Source organism: Pseudomonas sp. AC239 (assembly GCF_979258545.1).
Genome location: NZ_OZ409864.1, coordinates 4,707,568 through 4,723,824 on the forward strand (window position 1 = coordinate 4,707,568; position 16,257 = coordinate 4,723,824).

At 57.2% G+C, this 16,257-nt stretch carries 17 protein-coding genes, 3 tRNA genes and 2 pseudogenes; 10 read left to right on the forward strand and 12 right to left on the reverse strand.

The window, feature by feature from the left end:
* The first annotated feature begins 24 nt into the window (after nt 1-24).
* The 3 genes from pgsA (at nt 25) to ACZ0AZ_RS21515 (ending at nt 841) form a co-directional block, all read left to right on the forward strand.
* The gene (pgsA, locus tag ACZ0AZ_RS21505) at nt 25-585 is read left to right on the forward strand and encodes a CDP-diacylglycerol--glycerol-3-phosphate 3-phosphatidyltransferase (RefSeq protein WP_016774513.1); all 561 of its coding nucleotides are present in this window, start codon (nt 25-27) and stop codon (nt 583-585) included.
* 60 nt (nt 586-645) lie between these two features.
* A tRNA-Gly gene (locus ACZ0AZ_RS21510) sits at nt 646-721 on the forward strand.
* Between the two features lie 46 nt (nt 722-767).
* Nucleotides 768-841, forward strand: a tRNA-Cys gene (locus ACZ0AZ_RS21515).
* Between the two features lie 82 nt (nt 842-923).
* Here ACZ0AZ_RS21515 and ACZ0AZ_RS21520 read toward each other — a convergent pair.
* A complete protein-coding gene (locus tag ACZ0AZ_RS21520) occupies nt 924-1,457 on the reverse strand; it encodes a GAF domain-containing protein (protein ID WP_165368406.1) in 534 nt (177 codons plus the stop codon).
* Between the two features lie 486 nt (nt 1,458-1,943).
* Here ACZ0AZ_RS21520 and ACZ0AZ_RS21525 point away from each other — a divergent pair.
* Nucleotides 1,944-2,030: transfer RNA gene (locus ACZ0AZ_RS21525), tRNA-Leu, on the forward strand.
* Nucleotides 2,031-2,112: 82 nt separating this feature from the next.
* Here the strand turns inward: ACZ0AZ_RS21525 and ACZ0AZ_RS21530 are convergent.
* The 3 genes from ACZ0AZ_RS21530 to ACZ0AZ_RS21540 are packed head-to-tail and all read right to left on the reverse strand — an operon-like array spanning nt 2,113 to nt 3,893.
* Entirely contained in the window at nt 2,113-3,144 is a 1,032-nt protein-coding gene (locus tag ACZ0AZ_RS21530; protein WP_463538087.1) for a tyrosine-type recombinase/integrase, read from the reverse strand.
* A gap of 1 nt (nt 3,145) precedes the next feature.
* Nucleotides 3,146-3,352 carry a DUF4224 domain-containing protein gene (locus tag ACZ0AZ_RS21535; protein ID WP_264365080.1) on the reverse strand — a complete coding sequence of 69 codons (207 nt, stop codon included), beginning with the start codon at nt 3,350-3,352 and terminating at the stop codon, nt 3,146-3,148.
* A gap of 43 nt (nt 3,353-3,395) precedes the next feature.
* Nucleotides 3,396-3,893, reverse strand: coding sequence for a hypothetical protein (locus tag ACZ0AZ_RS21540; protein ID WP_463538088.1), 498 nt, complete (start codon nt 3,891-3,893; stop codon nt 3,396-3,398).
* Nucleotides 3,894-4,016: 123 nt separating this feature from the next.
* On the opposite strand from ACZ0AZ_RS21540, the gene ACZ0AZ_RS21545 reads away from it, so the two are divergent.
* Nucleotides 4,017-4,496, forward strand: a complete 480-nt coding sequence (locus ACZ0AZ_RS21545; protein ID WP_463538089.1) for a hypothetical protein — start codon at nt 4,017-4,019, stop codon at nt 4,494-4,496.
* A 171-nt stretch (nt 4,497-4,667) separates the two neighbouring features.
* On the opposite strand, the gene ACZ0AZ_RS21550 is transcribed toward ACZ0AZ_RS21545, so the two are convergent.
* Together ACZ0AZ_RS21550 and ACZ0AZ_RS21555 are read right to left on the reverse strand one after the other, a co-directional pair.
* Nucleotides 4,668-5,384, reverse strand: a complete 717-nt coding sequence (locus ACZ0AZ_RS21550) for a hypothetical protein (protein WP_463538090.1) — start codon at nt 5,382-5,384, stop codon at nt 4,668-4,670.
* 385 nt (nt 5,385-5,769) lie between these two features.
* Complete coding sequence (locus ACZ0AZ_RS21555; protein ID WP_463538091.1) at nt 5,770-7,815, reverse strand: DNA cytosine methyltransferase; 2,046 nt, start codon at nt 7,813-7,815, stop codon at nt 5,770-5,772.
* A 70-nt stretch (nt 7,816-7,885) separates the two neighbouring features.
* On the opposite strand from ACZ0AZ_RS21555, the gene ACZ0AZ_RS21560 reads away from it, so the two are divergent.
* Nucleotides 7,886-8,551 (forward strand): hypothetical protein, encoded by a 666-nt coding sequence (locus ACZ0AZ_RS21560; protein ID WP_463538092.1) that lies wholly within the window; start codon nt 7,886-7,888, stop codon nt 8,549-8,551.
* A gap of 153 nt (nt 8,552-8,704) precedes the next feature.
* Here the strand turns inward: ACZ0AZ_RS21560 and ACZ0AZ_RS21565 are convergent.
* Nucleotides 8,705-9,055: pseudogene (locus tag ACZ0AZ_RS21565) on the reverse strand (hypothetical protein); the annotation flags it as partial.
* Here ACZ0AZ_RS21565 and ACZ0AZ_RS21570 point away from each other — a divergent pair.
* Both ACZ0AZ_RS21570 and ACZ0AZ_RS21575 read left to right on the forward strand, forming a co-directional pair.
* Nucleotides 9,024-9,119 (forward strand): annotated as a pseudogene (locus ACZ0AZ_RS21570) (phage holin family protein); the annotation flags it as partial. The pseudogenes ACZ0AZ_RS21565 and ACZ0AZ_RS21570 sit on opposite strands and share 32 nt — an antisense overlap.
* Nucleotides 9,120-9,446: 327 nt before the next feature.
* Complete coding sequence (locus tag ACZ0AZ_RS21575) at nt 9,447-10,049, forward strand: terminase small subunit (protein WP_463538093.1); 603 nt, start codon at nt 9,447-9,449, stop codon at nt 10,047-10,049.
* A gap of 191 nt (nt 10,050-10,240) precedes the next feature.
* On the opposite strand, the gene ACZ0AZ_RS21580 is transcribed toward ACZ0AZ_RS21575, so the two are convergent.
* The 4 genes from ACZ0AZ_RS21580 to ACZ0AZ_RS21595 all read right to left on the reverse strand — a co-directional run bounded on the left by ACZ0AZ_RS21580 (nt 10,241) and on the right by ACZ0AZ_RS21595 (nt 12,784).
* Complete coding sequence (locus ACZ0AZ_RS21580) at nt 10,241-10,633, reverse strand: RidA family protein (RefSeq protein WP_009049394.1); 393 nt, start codon at nt 10,631-10,633, stop codon at nt 10,241-10,243.
* A gap of 232 nt (nt 10,634-10,865) precedes the next feature.
* Nucleotides 10,866-11,519 carry a hypothetical protein gene (locus tag ACZ0AZ_RS21585; RefSeq protein WP_110599395.1) on the reverse strand — a complete coding sequence of 218 codons (654 nt, stop codon included), beginning with the start codon at nt 11,517-11,519 and terminating at the stop codon, nt 10,866-10,868.
* A gap of 46 nt (nt 11,520-11,565) precedes the next feature.
* A complete protein-coding gene (locus ACZ0AZ_RS21590; RefSeq protein ID WP_042609810.1) occupies nt 11,566-11,898 on the reverse strand; it encodes a chorismate mutase in 333 nt (110 codons plus the stop codon).
* A 34-nt stretch (nt 11,899-11,932) separates the two neighbouring features.
* Nucleotides 11,933-12,784 (reverse strand): NAD(P)-dependent oxidoreductase, encoded by an 852-nt coding sequence (locus tag ACZ0AZ_RS21595; protein WP_310404937.1) that lies wholly within the window; start codon nt 12,782-12,784, stop codon nt 11,933-11,935.
* A gap of 118 nt (nt 12,785-12,902) precedes the next feature.
* Here ACZ0AZ_RS21595 and ACZ0AZ_RS21600 point away from each other — a divergent pair, with 118 nt between their 5' ends.
* Nucleotides 12,903-13,763, forward strand: coding sequence for a LysR family transcriptional regulator (locus tag ACZ0AZ_RS21600; RefSeq protein ID WP_463538096.1), 861 nt, complete (start codon nt 12,903-12,905; stop codon nt 13,761-13,763).
* A gap of 1 nt (nt 13,764) precedes the next feature.
* On the opposite strand, the gene ACZ0AZ_RS21605 is transcribed toward ACZ0AZ_RS21600, so the two are convergent.
* Nucleotides 13,765-15,222 (reverse strand): MFS transporter, encoded by a 1,458-nt coding sequence (locus ACZ0AZ_RS21605; protein ID WP_463570689.1) that lies wholly within the window; start codon nt 15,220-15,222, stop codon nt 13,765-13,767.
* A 222-nt stretch (nt 15,223-15,444) separates the two neighbouring features.
* Here ACZ0AZ_RS21605 and ACZ0AZ_RS21610 point away from each other — a divergent pair, with 222 nt between their 5' ends.
* Nucleotides 15,445-16,203, forward strand: a complete 759-nt coding sequence (locus tag ACZ0AZ_RS21610) for an SDR family oxidoreductase (RefSeq protein WP_039760604.1) — start codon at nt 15,445-15,447, stop codon at nt 16,201-16,203.
* Nucleotides 16,204-16,257 lie beyond the last annotated feature (54 nt).

Here is a 16,257-nt window from a genome sequence, read left to right on the forward strand (position 1 = left end):
TTCACCTCGTAGCCAGTTGTGCCGATGAATATCCCTAATCTGATTACCGTTCTACGCGTCCTGCTCATCCCGATCTTTATTTTGCTGTTCTATCTGCCCTACGAGTGGAGTTACATGGCCTCCGCTTCGGTGTTCGCCTTCGCGGCTGCAACCGACTGGCTCGATGGTTATCTGGCGCGCCGATTGGAGCAAAGCACACCGTTCGGTGCCTTCCTCGATCCGGTCGCCGACAAGCTGATGGTCGCTGTTGCCCTGGTCCTGCTGGTGCAGGAACACGGCAATCTTTGGCTGACGCTGCCAGCGGCGGTCATCATCGGTCGCGAGATCGTGATTTCGGCCCTGCGCGAATGGATGGCCGAACTCGGCGCACGAGCGCAGGTGGCCGTTTCCAATCTGGGCAAATGGAAAACCGCTGCGCAGATGCTCGCGCTGGTGATTCTGCTGGCTCATCCAAAGGCATTCAGCTTCTGGGTCGTGCTCGGTTATACGCTGCTGATCGTATCGGCAGGGCTTACCCTGTGGTCGATGGTTCAATACCTTCGCGCTGCCTGGCCGCACCTGAAGACCGACGTCGAAAAGAAATAAAAGTTTTTTGAATCAAGGGGTTGACGGGGCATCTTAATTCTATAGAATGCGCCACACCAAGCGGGAATAGCTCAGTTGGTAGAGCACGACCTTGCCAAGGTCGGGGTCGCGAGTTCGAGTCTCGTTTCCCGCTCCAATTTGTACAGTGTTTGTTGTTGTGCTACTGACAGCAAAGACTTTGAGGCCGAGTAGCAAAATGGTTATGCAGTGGATTGCAAATCCACCTACGCCGGTTCGATTCCGACCTCGGCCTCCACTATCAAAAACCCCGTAGATCAATGATCTACGGGGTTTTTTATTGTCTGCAAAAAACGTGGTGTTCACATGTTTGCGGAGGGTCAATCAGCGAAGCACGATCCGGTCTGAATGTGGCTGGCACCTTCCACCGTCAGATTCGAGAAAAAGATGCAGCCAATGAGCCGCGCGAACAGCGTCAATGTCTCTGCAAGATCGGGGTTGTCAAACAGAACAGCCCTTGAGTCCAGAGCACATAAGGCCCCCCAGAGTCTCCCGTCCGGCAGGAAAACAGGCGCGCCTGCGTAGCTTTCAATTGAATACTGCTTCACCACAGGACGTGACGACAGTCGTCCATCCTTGCTGATTTGTGGAAGGAAGAGGGCTTGGGGATTTCGTCGAAACTCACTGCAAAGGGTGGTTTCCAGATCCAGCGTATCGCCGACATTTATTCCCAGTTCAATCGGATCGTACGCCGAACATACAATCCATTCCGTTTCCGTGAATTTTGCGATTCCGGCAAAGCGTGTACCGGTCAGACGGGTGACGAGCTGCAGGATATTGGTGGTCGCTTCGATCTCGGCGATCGCCGAGCGCTCCTCTTGGCTTAAAGACGCTTTTAGAACGGTGTCACTCATTTGCATGGAATCAAATCTCCTGATTGCTTGTACATCCCTGAGCTCTGCTCTGGTGACGTTCTGTGAGGCGTGATCGTGGTGAAGGGGGCGTGCTAATTACCTTTCATCGCTTTCGAGGCCATCCTTTAGCGTAGACATCCCGTCCAGTCTTGGGTTGCCTGCTCATAATCTCAATCGATGAAACATCTGTCACCCGTGCAGCTAACGTGATCGTGAGCATCTGAATCTTTTGAGTCTATCGGCCCAATTTCCAGTCGGGTTGCTGCGATTTGCCAGTAACCTCGGCGTCGACTTCAAACAAACTCCGTAGCTCCCTGATTTCTTGAGCTTTTTGATTTTTCGCGGTCAGCGATATTTAGTTCTCAAATCGCGCGCTCCAAACTTGCTTCACCGGGACGTGATGTATATATTCCCCGCTCGGCTTTTCAAGCGGCCATCCTGTCAGGACCGCAACCGCAAGGCTGAACAAAGCAACACCGCGCTACCGCCCGAATGGCGAAACTGGTAGACGCATGGGACTTAAAATCCCCCGCTCGTAAGGGCGTGCCGGTTCGATTCCGGCTTCGGGCACCATCTTAAATCAAGGGTTTGCGGGCGAAAGCTGATGCAAACCCTTGTTTGTTTCTGGTCCGCTATTTTGGAGTTGGTCCGCAATTCACTTGGTAGGCATGACCTTTTTGCCTTTTCGATTGCGGATGTACTGCTCGGTCATAACCACCGTCGTATGCCCAAGTTGATCTCTGGCTTGCAAGATGTCGCCACTGGATTCAGCCTTATCGGTACCCGCCTTGGCGCGCAAGTCGCGCATCTGAAATTCAGCTTTGGCCACGCCGGCCGCCTCCCTAGCCAAGTCGAATCTCCTGCGCAACATCGCCACCGTCATCGGTGTGCCGTCCTCTGTAACGATCAGCCGCGTCGAGCGGACCTTGTGTTCTGACTTGCGGGACATGATCCGATCAATCAAAACCTTAAGCTCTCCCGTTATCTCGATCCGACGCTTAGCCTTTGTCTTGCCCTGCAGCACCCAAATCTGCCCGTCGCGTACGTCGCGCTCGTCCATCAGCCGGGTATCGGTCACCCGCTGCCCGGTGAGATAGGCGAGGTCCATTGCGTCCTGTAGGCCCACGTCTGCCTTGTCGTGCACACGCTTGAACAGCGCATCTTCGACATACGTGTCCCGCCCGGTTTCCTTGTTGCCCTTGATGCCAGCGCACGGGTTGGCAAGGGAGGTGTAGCCTTTCTCCCTGGCGTAATTCCAGATGGCGCTGAGCAGTGCCTTCTCCCGGTTCGCGCGCACTGGCGCGGCCTTGCGCCATGTCAGGTACTGGCGTACGTGCAACAGCTCGATCGTTTCCAGCGGCGCGGGTGGGTCATCAAAGAAAGCGATCAGGTTTTTTAGCTCGCGCTTGTTGTCAGCCTGGGTCGCCGTGCCTTTGGTGGGGACGACGTCGACCATGTATTTTTCGGCGACGTAGCGGAACGTGATGACCTTGGCGACCAGATCGGTTGCGGTGCGATCACGCTCAAGCTTCGCGTACTCCATGATCGCCAAGCCGTAGTCGCTACCCAGCGGAATTTCCCTGCGGTCCTTGCCGCCCGTATCGTAGTAGTAAAACACCCGGCCGCTGGCTTTCTTGCGTTCCCGCAGCCTGGCGATCGAGCCGGGTTTACTTGGTCGTCTTCCCATGTCAGCTGGCCTTACGTGATTTCCATACGGGCTTTTCAGATTCAAATGCGCCGATGGCGGTGACCGCCATCGCGGTGACGCTCGGCCAGCCGTTCACTTTAATCGTATGGCGGACGCCGTTCTTTTTCAGGTTGAGGATCTGTCCTGCCTTGGTCCGCGCGCCGGTGAGCTCGCAAACCTCCTCGTGAGATAGAAACTGGATGGTCATGTGATGCTCCATGCCGCGCGTGGCGGCAGAAGGTGGTGAAGGGTTATGCGCCGGCCTTCGCCAGCACCGCGTCGGCAACAGCCATTGCGGCCTGCGCATCGTCGACATATGCGGGGTCGAACCCGCCTGCTAGGTGGATGGTGGCTTGACAGGCGCGCAGGTTCTCGCGGTTGAGTTTCAGCGCGGCGACCAACTCTTCGTGCAGTCCGCGCTCTTCGCGACCGATATCCCAGAAGCGCTGACCCCAATGTCCGGCCGGTGGCGGGTTGCTGTTCTGCGCGCCGAGGGCCAGCGCTCCGACCACAGCATCCAGCAGGTCACGCTTGTAGGCGTTGTCGCCGTCGATGCTCAGCCCGTTTCGGCGCAGCGCGTCCAGGGCATTGTTCAGGTTCGACTCGGGCGACGGCAGCACGAGGTCAAAGTCTTTCTTGCCGGGGCGGCAGGCCACCACCAGCAGCTCGAAATCAAGCGGCAGGTGCTGAGCCATATCCGAGATGGCTTCGATAGCAGCCTCGCGGAATGCATTCTTTTCTTCGGACATTGGGATACCTCGCCCGCCGTACACCGGCAGGCTGTTGAGTTGGGGGAGGGGTAAGGCTGAGAGTCGCTCTATCGGATAGCTGACTGCTATCATTTGAGGCTTTCTAATTAGGGAGTTTCATGGATGCGTTTGTATGCTGTCGGCTTTGCTGTACTAATTGGTTCTCTCTTTGGATGCGGAAGCCACTTGCCGGATACACGGCGTGACGACATAGAGACTGCTGCGACCGCTTCCGAAGCGGAGTGGAAGAGCATTAAGGAAAAAGTGCATGAGGTACATAGCGCGTATGGCGGCACCCCAGAGAGCTTCGGGACGGTACTCAAACAGGTACACATAAAGATGTGTATTGCAGGGCTTCTAACCGATGGGAACGTTCAACTACTGACGAACACGTTGAAATTCAAGGCAAATGCTTTGGGGGCGACTGGTATCACTAAAGTTGATTTGCACATCATTCCTTGGAGAGAAGCCGCACCCGCTGGTAACCGCTGCGTAAACGGTTACATGGAGGGGACCGCTATAGCTCTTATCTTGGATAAGAAACTTTTCCCTTACTTGTACCCCGAAGATCAAGACACATCTGTAAGAAAGCTGCGAAATTGACATCCTAAATTTAAAAGCAAAACGATGGCTCGACAAAGTGAACTGCACATTGATTAAGTGAGTCTGCACGAACATCTCTTTAGATGTAGGGACACACTCCGACCTCTTGAAGGTGGGCTCATCACTTCGGTCTCTTGTAGCAGTACACGTAGGCGAACCAGCCGAGTGCGATCATGGCGCCACCCGCTTGAACTCGACGACCCAGACCCAGGGGTTGGCGTCCCAGTCTCCGCCGGTTGTGTTCCACAGGTTGCCGAAGACGTTGCGCGCAGAGCCAAGGCATTGTTCATGACTGGTCGTGCTGTCCCACATCCAGCCGTCGCGCTGCGGGTGATGTTCCTTCGGCGCCGGGCAGTCGCCGACCTCCCTCCATCCATTGCCGCCATGGCCACACTTTCGGCCGTAGTCAGTGAAGAAACAGCCCTCGGCCTGGGCCTGGTCTTCGCTGATGTTCTGCAACCGCTCGACACGGACGTCGGTGATTTCCAGCAGAACGCGGCTGTCGGCGCGAAACATGTGGATGCTTGGCTTCCAGCGGACGTCGCTCGCCGGTGGGACGTTTTCCAGGTCCTGAGGTAGACAGGCTGGGTAGGTCGCCCGGTAAGTCAGATATCCCGGATCATCATTGCCAGCGCGAGCCCAGGTCTCGCGCACCCAAAGCCGGTCGCCGGGCTTGCCATAGGGGCAGCAGTCTTTGATGAAGTGCTTGGTCACAGGTTTGCCGTAACCGTCCTGGCCGTAGTTGGAGCGTCCTACACAGAAATTGCCACTGGCGTCGATATGCGGCTGAACCTTGACCGTTCGCCGCGTGACCGTCTTCCGTCCTTCCAGAATGGCGCGCACCATCGGCGCCGAGAACAGGATCGGCCGTTCCTTTGTTTGAGACATAGCTTCGCCTTGGCCAAATATCGTGGCTGTGAACAGAGGTGGGGTTATGTTGAGGGGTAGTGGCTTTACGGCATCACAGATATTGCGTAGAGTGCGCGAACCCTGAGTCTCCTCAGTCAAGTCAAAAGATCAAGCTTTACGGGGCATATCCGTAATTTCATCTGCCGAATAGGCAGTTGCATGAATTACAAAGCGGTTACCCGTTGCGTGGTTCTATTTTGACTCAACCCAGGAGGTTCTTATGCAAATTGAGATTACTATCAGGCTAGACCTGAAGTTCTTGATCGTGCTGCTGAAATGCGCATTATCTTGATCTGACGGTCGCCCCGGGTTGTAGAGCCGCACCCGGGTTTCCCTTTCCTCTCCAAATAGTTTTTGAAGAGCGTCAAGCAGCCACAGATTCCCGCTCAGTCACACTCCACGGATTGTTTGCCCTCGCCAATGCAGCCATCGGCGGCGGGCTGACGCTGTTGCCACACATGTGCACCTGCTGAGTCTTGGTGAATGGCTTGCCGTCGGCGCCATGGCTGATGATGTAGTCGGCGGGGAAGCCCTGGGCCTTGTACAGCTCGGCCGGTTGCAGCATCCGCAGGCAGATATCGACGATCACGTACCGCGTACCCTTGATGGTGACGGTTACCAGGCCCAGCCGATCCTTGGTGGTGATGGTTGGCGCTGGCGCGTCGGCGGCGCTCATGTTCTCCGTGCCGTAGTAGCTGATCAGGAATGCCGCAACCCGCAGCGCGCCCGCTTCAACTTCCGGCGATAGCTGCAACTCGACCAGCGAGCTCTTCCCGCCACCTCCTGCTGTGATGGTCGGCGCCGGTTCGTCTACACCTTGGCCGACGCTGGCGCCGAATTGGCGCTCCATGAATGCGGTGACCAGTCCATGGTGAGTGCCGCCGGCGCTGATGGTGTGCAGCGGATCGGCGGTGTCCCGCGCATCGCAGTTGCCGCGCAGGTGCACCAGGTTCGCTGTCACCAGCTGCTGCTGGCTTCCGGTATTGGTCACCGCGGTCATCGGATCGTCGACGCTCTTGGCGTCGGTGGTGTTGAACCCGCCGTTCATCTGGGCCATGAACACGGTTGAGATACCCATGGCGTGAGCGGCACCGGCCGGGCGCTTGTAGTCGCCGCCGCTGGTGATGGTCGGCATCGGCTCGTCGAGCGCCTTGCCTTCGTCCGCAAACCGGAACTTGATCAGGTGAGCAGCGGCGAGCGCGCGGTGACCACGCGTCATCAAGGTTCCGAGAGGCTTATCCGCAGCTACCGGATTTCCGGCATATGCCGGGCCACCGGCGCCTACCAGCACCGGACTGATCAGCGTCAACTCGCCGCGATTCGCGCAGGTCACCGTCGGCAGCGGGGCGTGGGGGGCGTTGATCCGGTCGCTACCCTGATGGGTTGCTGGCGCAATGATTGGGCTCGCCATGGCGAACGATCCGCCGCGCGGCCAAGACGTCACGGTGCGCAGTGGATCATGCGCAGACTGGACACTTTCCCCGGACCAGTTCGCGATCGGCACGATGAACGGGTCAGCCGCATCGATTACGAACTTCTTCATGCCCTTGGCGATTCGGCGCAGGGTGGCAGGTGCCAGCGGTTTTGCCCGGTCGAAAATGCTTTTGCTCGGGATGGTCCAGTCGATGCACTCGGCCGCGGTACGCCACTTCTGCTGGCCCTTGGCTGGGTTCTTCGCGTGGGTTGGTTCCGGCCACACAATCGGCTGGCCGTCGCAACGGGCGATCATGAACAGTCGCTCGCGGCTTGTTGGTGCACCGAAGTCGCAGGCCTTGATCACCCGCCACTCGACTGCGTAGCCCAGGTGCTGCAACTCAGCGACGAACACTGCCCACGTTTGCCCGCGACGTTTCGGGTCAGGTACTAGGAACTGCTGATGGACCGGTACGACTTCACCAGGTTCGGCAATGGCACCGCCCAGCTTCATCACTCGACCAGTCGACTTGCAGCGCTTGGCGATCAACGGCCCCCACTGGAGAATCTGTTTCACGTTCTCCAAGCTGATAACCCGGGGCTTCTTCTTGCCGGCCCACTTCAGCCCGATCCACGACAGGTTTCGAATCTCGCGCTTGCGCGGCTGGCCACCGGCGGCCTGGCTGTGATGCGTGCAGTCCGGCGACATGTGGAACCAGCCAACGGCTTTGCCGCCGCACTCGGTGTCCGGATCACCCTCGAACACGTCGGTGGTGTAATGCACGGCGCCCGGATGATTCACAGTGTGCATGCTGATTGCTTGCGGGCTGTGGTTCTTGGCGACATTCACCGCGCGGCCCAGTCCCATCTCCAGCCCGGTACCGGCGCCGCCGCCACCGCAGAAGAAGTCGACAACGATCTCATCGTCCTGAGTGCTGAAGCCGAGTCCGTATTGAGTTTTGAAATCGAAGGGGTGTTTCTTCTGTTGTGCGGACATAGGGGATCCTCGCCGGAAGCCTTTGGCTTCGGCATAATCTTCGTTAAGTGAAATTTGGCGGGAGATTTTTTTGAAAAAAGACTGGGTGATCTGGGTTGGCTGTATTTCGTTGTTTTGTACAGGGGCGATTTGGGGGATGATTCCAATTAAGACAGGTTTTTTCGTGGTGGATAATGTCCACGATCTTTTTGAAATATTCGGGGCTGCTGCCACCGTTATCACCGCAGTTGCGGCATTGATTGCTTTAAGTGCTTGGAGGAAGCAGTTTCTTTTTGCTGAAAAATACAGAGCTATTCGAGATTTCCACCAAGCGTGTCAAAGCGCGGGTGAGGGATATTGGTACGTCTCACTAGGCTTTAGCCTGCTCGACGATGTGTGGGATAACAGAGAAGTCGACGGTTGGTTCTCGATTAAAACGGAAGCTGCTAGAAAAGCTTGGACTAATGCTGATGCGGCGCTCTACGGCGCTTACATTATTCTCCAGCACCATTTGAGTTCAGAAGAACAAGCCGAACTTAGTACCTCTTATTGGCAGTTTGTTGAACAAGTCAGAAGTGGTGGTTCACAAATTATTGCATTCTCTACTCGGATCTCCGCACTCCGTGAAAAGCCTACTGATTTGTGGCAAGACTATTTTTTGAAAGGGCAGACCCGCCTTCATCTGATTAGTGACGTGCAATCTAAAATCTGCAAAAAAGCCGATGATCTACTTGCAAAATACTCTAGGCCGAAATGAGTGGGAGTGTTAATCGGCAGAATAGGGAACGCATCACCTACCTCAATCTCACTATGACTGGTACCAGTCAGGAACCCTGTGATCAGTTAGGGATTCATAACTGCTCCAGACAGCCGATTGCCTCGCCGGCTGGCGTGATTCGTAGAAGTGGGGTACCCGCTGCTTGTCTTGGACTTCAAAGCGACCATATTGGCGATCGGCATGCGGGCGATGCGCGAGATCGCCTTTGTTGCTCGTATCAAGCGGGCCGTTGGCAATCTCTTCGATGAAGTCGGCCAGTTTGAGGTGCATCTTCTTGTCGTTCGGCAGGGTGAGCGTGTGGCGTTCGCTGCCCAGTTCGATGACAAAAGTGCTTTCCTCTGTGCCGCGTTCAGCCTTGAGACGGAATGCTAGGCACTCGCGCTTCGGCGCTGTGCGCAAGATGTGGTTGAAGGTTTCGGTCAGGTTGACCTGAGCGCTGAGCAACTGGAGGGTGACCGCGATGGCCGACGCGGATGTCGCCATCGGCTTGTACGAACGCTGGGTCGCCAAACGGCTGGACCTGAGCGAGGCCGAGCCGAAGGCATGAGCCGGACAGGCCAGGTAGGGCGCCGATTTTTACGGGTCCTCCCCGAGGGCCGCCCCCTACACGGGTTATCGAACTCGCGGAATCTCTCTAGCTGAAACCTTCGCCGGGATGTCCGTCTTTCCAAAGGGATGGGGCAGGACATGTCACTCGCATGCTGGCTCGACCGACCGTACCGGGCGAAAACCGCCGGGGACCCTGGGGACTTTCAAAGGACACGGGGTCGGAAACCCGCGGGATCGCGTTAGCGGCAGGCCCGCCAGCTTACTGAAATTTCAACCCATTGAAATCTTGAAAGGATTCATTGAAAGCCGCTGAAAAGGAGGGCTTATGAACGCAGTCACGTACCTATCCAAGAGCGCCTTCGCCGCACACATCGGCCGCTCACCGAGTTACATCACCTGGCTGAAGGAAAACGGTCGACTGGTCCTGTCCCCCAATGGCAAGCAGGTCGACGTTCTGGCCACCGAAGCATTGATCCGCGATACCGCTGACCCGAGCAAGGCTGCCGTCGCTGCTCGCCACCAACAGAAGCGGCTTCAGCGTAATGTGTACAGCCACGTCGCTACACAATCCGAACCGACCAACATGGCTGCGCCGCCGCCCGTTGATCCCGCGCAAGGGCAGTCCCCGGACTTTCAGAAAGCGCGTGCACATCGCGAGCACTACTTGGCGCGGATGGCTGAGATGGAGTTTCGCAAGGCGCAGGGGGAGCTGGTGGAAATCAGCTTTGTGCAGAAAGCCGCTTTTGAAACGGCGCGATCGCTTAATCATTCGCTAATGAGCCTGTCGCCGCAATTGGCGCCACAACTCGCCGCGCTGTCGGATCCGTGGGTGGTGGAGAGGCAGCTAACGGCTGCGCTGCGCCAACGACTTAACGAAGCGGCACAAGTGTCAAGCGATGACTTTGGATTTGCGTTTAGCGAGTGCTAAGGATATCCGCTGATAGGCATTTTTCTGCTCGCATCGGAATTGATTGGCGCCTGCTTCCAGTCAGTATTAGCCGTCGGCGTAAAGTGTTATCACGCGCCTACCGATGCAGCAGGCAAGTGTAATTTTGAATCTACCACCGCATGCGTAGTCACCCATTTTAAGACCTGGATATGCAGGTTCTTGTCAGAGGGTTATCGCTCTACTGCGACGCACTTGATCTCCACGAGAAGGCCAGGTCGAGCTAATTCACTGACACCAATGCAGGTCCATGCACAAGTGCTTCTCGGAAATACTTTATCCTTTACGCGTCTGAAAATTGGCATGTGACGGTGCATGTCGACGTGGTAAGTTGTCATTTCTACGACATCTTCAAATTTACAGCCACCTGCCTCCAAGACGATCCGGAGATTGTCCCATGCAGCTAAAAACTGCTGCTCAGGTTCTTCAATGACGGATAATTCCGGCGTCCTGCCTACCTGACCCGCGCAGTAGAGAGTTTTTCCTACCTTTACTGCTGGTGCATAACCCGCGCGCTCGTAGATCAATCTCATGCCATCTGGAACAATGATCTGACGGTCAGTCATGATTGCGGAGCCCCAAGTTAGAACGGTTACGAAAGCCAACTCAGGGGCCAGAGCCGCGTCCACTCAGTTCACTTCTCATCTATTAATCAACCCCACAGGTGCTTTTAGCCGCTGCTGAGTCTTTTTGAACTCATTACCTAATGTGGCTACCTCGATCGATGCAAAAGGCGCGAGCCGGTAGCGTTACTGATCAGAAGCATTTCGATGGTTGGTTCGCTGCTAGGCTGGCTCGTCAGTTCGTGTCGTCATCACCTTGAAATATATCTGCGTAAAGTCGCGCGACTGTAGGGGTAAGGTTATGACCGGCAGGAATGAGAAAGTCGGCGTGTGGTGCGAGCCGTTTTACGTAGATGACTTCGTAAACCCTGCGCACGATTCCAGGTGCTGTTTCTTCCCGGTCCAGGCCAGGCATTATCCCTACCGCTTTGTAACCGGCTTGCTCCAGTGCTTGTTGCATATACGGCGTGCGGGTTGTTGCCATGCCATAGATCAGCCCCGCGCCCATGAACGTGCCGATTTTTTCTCCCAGGTCCTGGGCCGCAACGGCCAGTCTGGCTTGTCTGTGCGGTTTGGCTACCGCGCCGACCCGCCCGAAAATAACGTCAGCACCGTCAATTTTTTCCCACGTGGCGATAGCGACAATCTCATCGTTCTGGCGGACGACGGTAGCGAATATGCCTCGATCCGGATCGTCTTCGAGCACCACGTTGTCTGCGTAGAACTGCTGGTCCAGAAACGGGCTTGCCAACCCCACCGAAATGGAGGGAAACCATGTCCGGAAAAAATCTGTCGCGACATTGATCTCCTCACGTTTCAGGTAATCCCAACTGTAGCCATAGGGTAAATCGGTGAAGCTGCGAATTTGCTCGATCGTTGGCCATTTCATGCGGTTCTGCTCGTTTGTCTGATTGCTTCGATAAGTGGCGCCGGGGTCAGGCCCGAGGGTCAGGGTTATTGGCGGGTGCCGGGGCATGCCTGGCGGCGATCTGCCTGTGGCGCTCGACCACTTCGCCAATGACCAACTGCATCAGCCTCTGCACGATGGCCGTATCCAGCTCGGCCTCCTGAGCAAGTGCTGCCAGACGCTGGTATTGCTGCTGCTCTCTGGCCTCGTCTACCGCAGGCAACTGATATCGGGCCTTGAGCAATCCGACCTCATCGGTACAGCGAAACCGTTCCGCGAGCAGGTGGATGAGGGCGGCGTCGATATTGTCGATGGTTTTCCTGAATGTTGAGAGTTGACGCGCGATGTCGGAGTTTTCCATGAATGACCTCGTGACAGGTGTTCGAAAGAGCTTCTCAATGATTCGTCTGCTGAGCAAAAACCGACCAGTCCTTGTCGCCATCTCCCCTGGCTACCGCCGACGTCATTTTCAATCGCACGGCATCCGCCGCTGGCAACTCCAGCCCCTTGAGACGACCCGCATCGATCGCCAGATTCATATCCTTGAGGCCAAGCGACAGTTTGAATCCCGGTTCAAAATTGCTGCTGACGATGTTCTGCCCATAACGTTGATAACTGGGGCAGGCGAACAGGGTCTGGGTCATGAGCTTGATGAAAATCGAAGGGCTCAGTCCGTGGCGTTGAACGAGTCCGCTGGCTTCGCCCAGCGACTGGATGGCTTGGGTGATCATCATGTTGCCGGCGATTTTCGCGATACAGGCCTGTTCAGGTTGGTCGCCCAGATACCAGGTTTTTTTCCCGAGCAGGTCGAACAGCGGTTGGACGGTCGAGACAGCGGCCTGCGATCCGGCCGCCAGGATATTCAACTCGCCCTTGGCCGCCACGGCGGGCACGCCGAAGACCGGCGCCGCGATCAATGGCATGCCGACGGCTTCATGTTCGCGCTGCAACTCCAACATCAGCGAAGGCGACAAGGTCGACATCACGACATGCACGCAAGCTTTGTCTGCAGTTTCCAGAACAGCGCTGGAGAGCAGCACTTGCCTGACGGCGGCATCATCGGCGAGAAGAGTGATGACTACCTCTTGCTGGAACGCCGAGGCCGGCGTTTCGATAACGCTGATGCCTTCGAGATCCTTGATCGCCGCGTGACTGCGGTTCCATGCCGAGACGTGATGGCCTGCGCGGACGAGCAGCGGAATGATCGCTCTGCCCATGCTTCCAACTCCGATAAAACCAATCTTCATTTGCAGTCTCCGGTTGGTATTCGACGACGGTGAATGCAGACAAGTATGTCGGGCACGGGATTGCTACGGCACTGCCATTGCTGCACTCTCACTGTTCATTTTTGTACGGGGGCAGAGCATGGACTGGAGTGATGTGCGGGTCTTTCTCGCGATTGCCCGCAGCGGGTCATTGGGCGCTGCCGCCAAGCTGTTGGGGGTCAGCCATCCGACCGTGGGGCGGCGCTTGCAGGTGCTGGAACAGTTCAGTGGCCAACCCGTTTTCCTGCGTACCAACCAAGGTCTCGTGTTGACCGACAGCGGCGAGAAGCTCCTCAGCCTCGCGCAGGAAATGGAGCAAAGTGCGTTGGCCATCGAAAGGCGCCTCGCGGGGGACAGCGCACAGCCCGAAGGTGTGCTGCGCATTTCCTGCGCTGACTGGTTCGCCTGTTATGTGCTGGCCCCGGTGCTGAGTGAACTGGGCCGGCGTTATCCATTGATCGTGCCCGAGGTCATTGCCGGGCATCGATTGTTTGATCTGGCTCGCCGCGACGCCGACATCGCGTTTCGAATCGTTCCGTTCACCGAACCCGATATCGTGCACCGCAAGCTGATCTCCCTGACTTACGGGTTATACGCAGCCGTTGGATCTGCTGACCCTGAGCCACAGGGCGCCGGGCTGGGTCTGATCACCATGAGTGTTGCCCAGTCTCATTATCCCGATGTGCAGTGGCTGCAGCAGCGTTACCCTCTGGCGCGTACCGTGTTTACCAGTAGCAGCCGCACAGTCCAGGCGCAAATGTGTGCGCAGGGGCAGGGCGTCGCGGTATTGCCCCGCGCTTTGGGCGACCAGTTGACGGCGCTGCGTCTGATCGATTCAGATGAACCGCCACCAGGCCGCGACATTTGGATGGGCTACCACCAGGACATGCGCCAGATGGACAGCCTGCGCGCGCTTGCCGACCTGGCCTCCGTCATGATCGGCACTCAGGCAGGCGTTTGATTCACTCTGCCGAGTGCATGGCCGCCGTTTGCAGCTCTGCAGCAGGTTGGCGCGCCAGACTCAGGCTCAGTCCTGCGCCTACGGCCAGACAGGCAGCGATGCACAGTACGGCGACGGTGAAGGCGTGGGTGATGGCCGCCGCGTCCGTGTCCTTGCCCAGAAGCGTGTAAAAAATGCCACCGATGATCGCCACGCTCAGTGCCGTGCTGATTTGCAGGGTGGAACTGGTGATGCCCGCAATCATGCCGGAATACGCCGGTGCCACGCGTCCTGTGATCATGCGCATCAATGTCGGAAGGGCCAGTCCTTGTCCGAAGCCGATCAGAAAGAGAATCACGGCAAGGGACAGCGCAGAGGGCGTGACGGCCGTCGGTGTGTGCGCCACGAGCCAGGCCAACAGTACAAAACCCAGCACTTCCAGTGCCATGCCAAAGGGATTCACATAAGACCCCAGCAAACGCCGGAACAGATGGGTGGCGAGCGGCCCCAGCAAGAAACCAGCGCCGAATGGCAGAAAGACCAGACCTGCACTGAGCGGGCTCGTATGCAGCGCTCCCTGTAAATAGATGGAAAACAGCAGGAAGAACACGCCGATCGCGTAAAAAGTCAGCGCCACCAGCAATGCCCGGCCCAGCCCGGGCGCACGCAGTGCAGCAGGGTTCAGCAACGGCGCGCCTTGCGCTTGATACAAGCGGGCTTCGTAGCGCCAGAACAGCCAGGCCAGCAGTGGCACCGCCGCCAGCGACAGCCAGGCCCACCACGGCCAGCCCGCTTCACGTCCCTCGATCAGTGGAACGATCAGCGCCGCAAGCGTCACCATCGACAACAGCGTTCCACCCAGATCCAGCTTGCTGGTCTGGGGTGCGCGGGTTTCCTTGACCACGGGGATGGCGATCAGAATGACCAGCAACGCAATCGGTAGATTCACCAGAAATATCGACCGCCAGCCCAGGTTCATCAGGTTGAGCGAGATCAGAATCCCGCCAAGTGCCTGGCCGACTACCGACGCCAAACCAAACACCGCACCGTACAGGCTCAACGCCAAGGGTTTTTCCGACTCAGGGAATATCGCCTGCACTGAAGCGAGTGCCTGCGGCGCCATGACAGCGGCCGTCACGCCTTGCAGCGAGCGTCCGGCGATCAACACCCAGGGTGACTCGGCGACACCGCAGATCAGTGAGGCGACGGCAAAGCCAATCAGGCCAACGAAGAACATTCTCATGCGGCCAAAGATGTCGCCAAGCCTTCCGCCGGTGATCAGTGTCACGGCATACAGCGCCGCGTAAGAAGAGATGATCAACTGTTCGGCAGAGGAGGCCGTGCCCAGCGATTGCTGAATCGAAGGCAGCGCTACGTTCACGATGAAGAAATCCAGCGGCGGCAAGAATGCACCGACCAACAGGATGGCGAACATCAGCCAGCGCCGCTGTTCCGGAAGGGCTACTATTTTCTCAGGCATAAGGTCTCCTTTCTGAAACCCTTCGGCTCCAGAATATTTTCGATTGCGAGTCATGCTTTGAATAAGCTGACTTCAATCTAAACGATCAAACCCTGGCTGACGCCTCACATAAATGAACGGCCAATGTTCATTTATGGCAGTGCCGCTGCGCCCCTGCCTCCTCGCAAAATGGCCGCACTGTGGTTCCAGTCGAGCCACACAACCGAAATCGAGGAGTCAGTTATGTCAGGTAAATTCGCTGATCAGGTCGCAGTCGTCACCGGCGCGTCCACCGGGATCGGATTTGCGATTGCACAGGGTTTGATTGCCGAGGGCGCCAGGCGCGTTTACATCACCGGGCGTTCTGCAGCCACGCTGGAGGCTGCGGTGGCCAAGCTTGGCGACAGGGCGGTCGCGGTCATTTCCGATGTCGCGCGCCAGGTTGATCTGGACGAGCTCAAGGCGACGATTGAGGCGCACGGCGATCAACTGGACTCAGTGTTTGCCAATGCGGGTATTTGTGAAAAGAACCCGCTGGGCGAGACCACCGAGGCCGCCTATTTCAACATGTTCGACATCAACGTAAAGGGAGTCTTTTTTACTGTACAGACGTTGATGCCATTGTTGAAAAATGGCGCTTCGATCGTGCTGACGGCCTCTATCTGTTCCAGCAATGGCATGGAAGGACTGAGCCTCTACAACGCCTCCAAAGCCGCGGTACGTTCCTTTGCCAGGACGTGGGCCAACGAACTCAAAGGTCGCAAGATCAGAGCGAATGTCCTGAGCCCTGGCTTCACCCGCACACCGCTGATGGATAACGGCTTGAAGATGAGCGAAACCGACGTCGCCGCGCTGCGTCAGCACGTCGAGCAGATCACGCCATTGGGGTATATGGCCGAGCCTGAGGAAATCGCCTCGTCGGCGCTGTTTCTTGCGTCTGCCGATGCGAAATATGTCAACGGTGTGGAGTTGATGGTCGACGGCGGCCTGTCGCAGATCTGACCACGTGCTCAACCGTAGCGCAGCCCTTGCGCAGGGCTGCCTTCCTCGCTTATG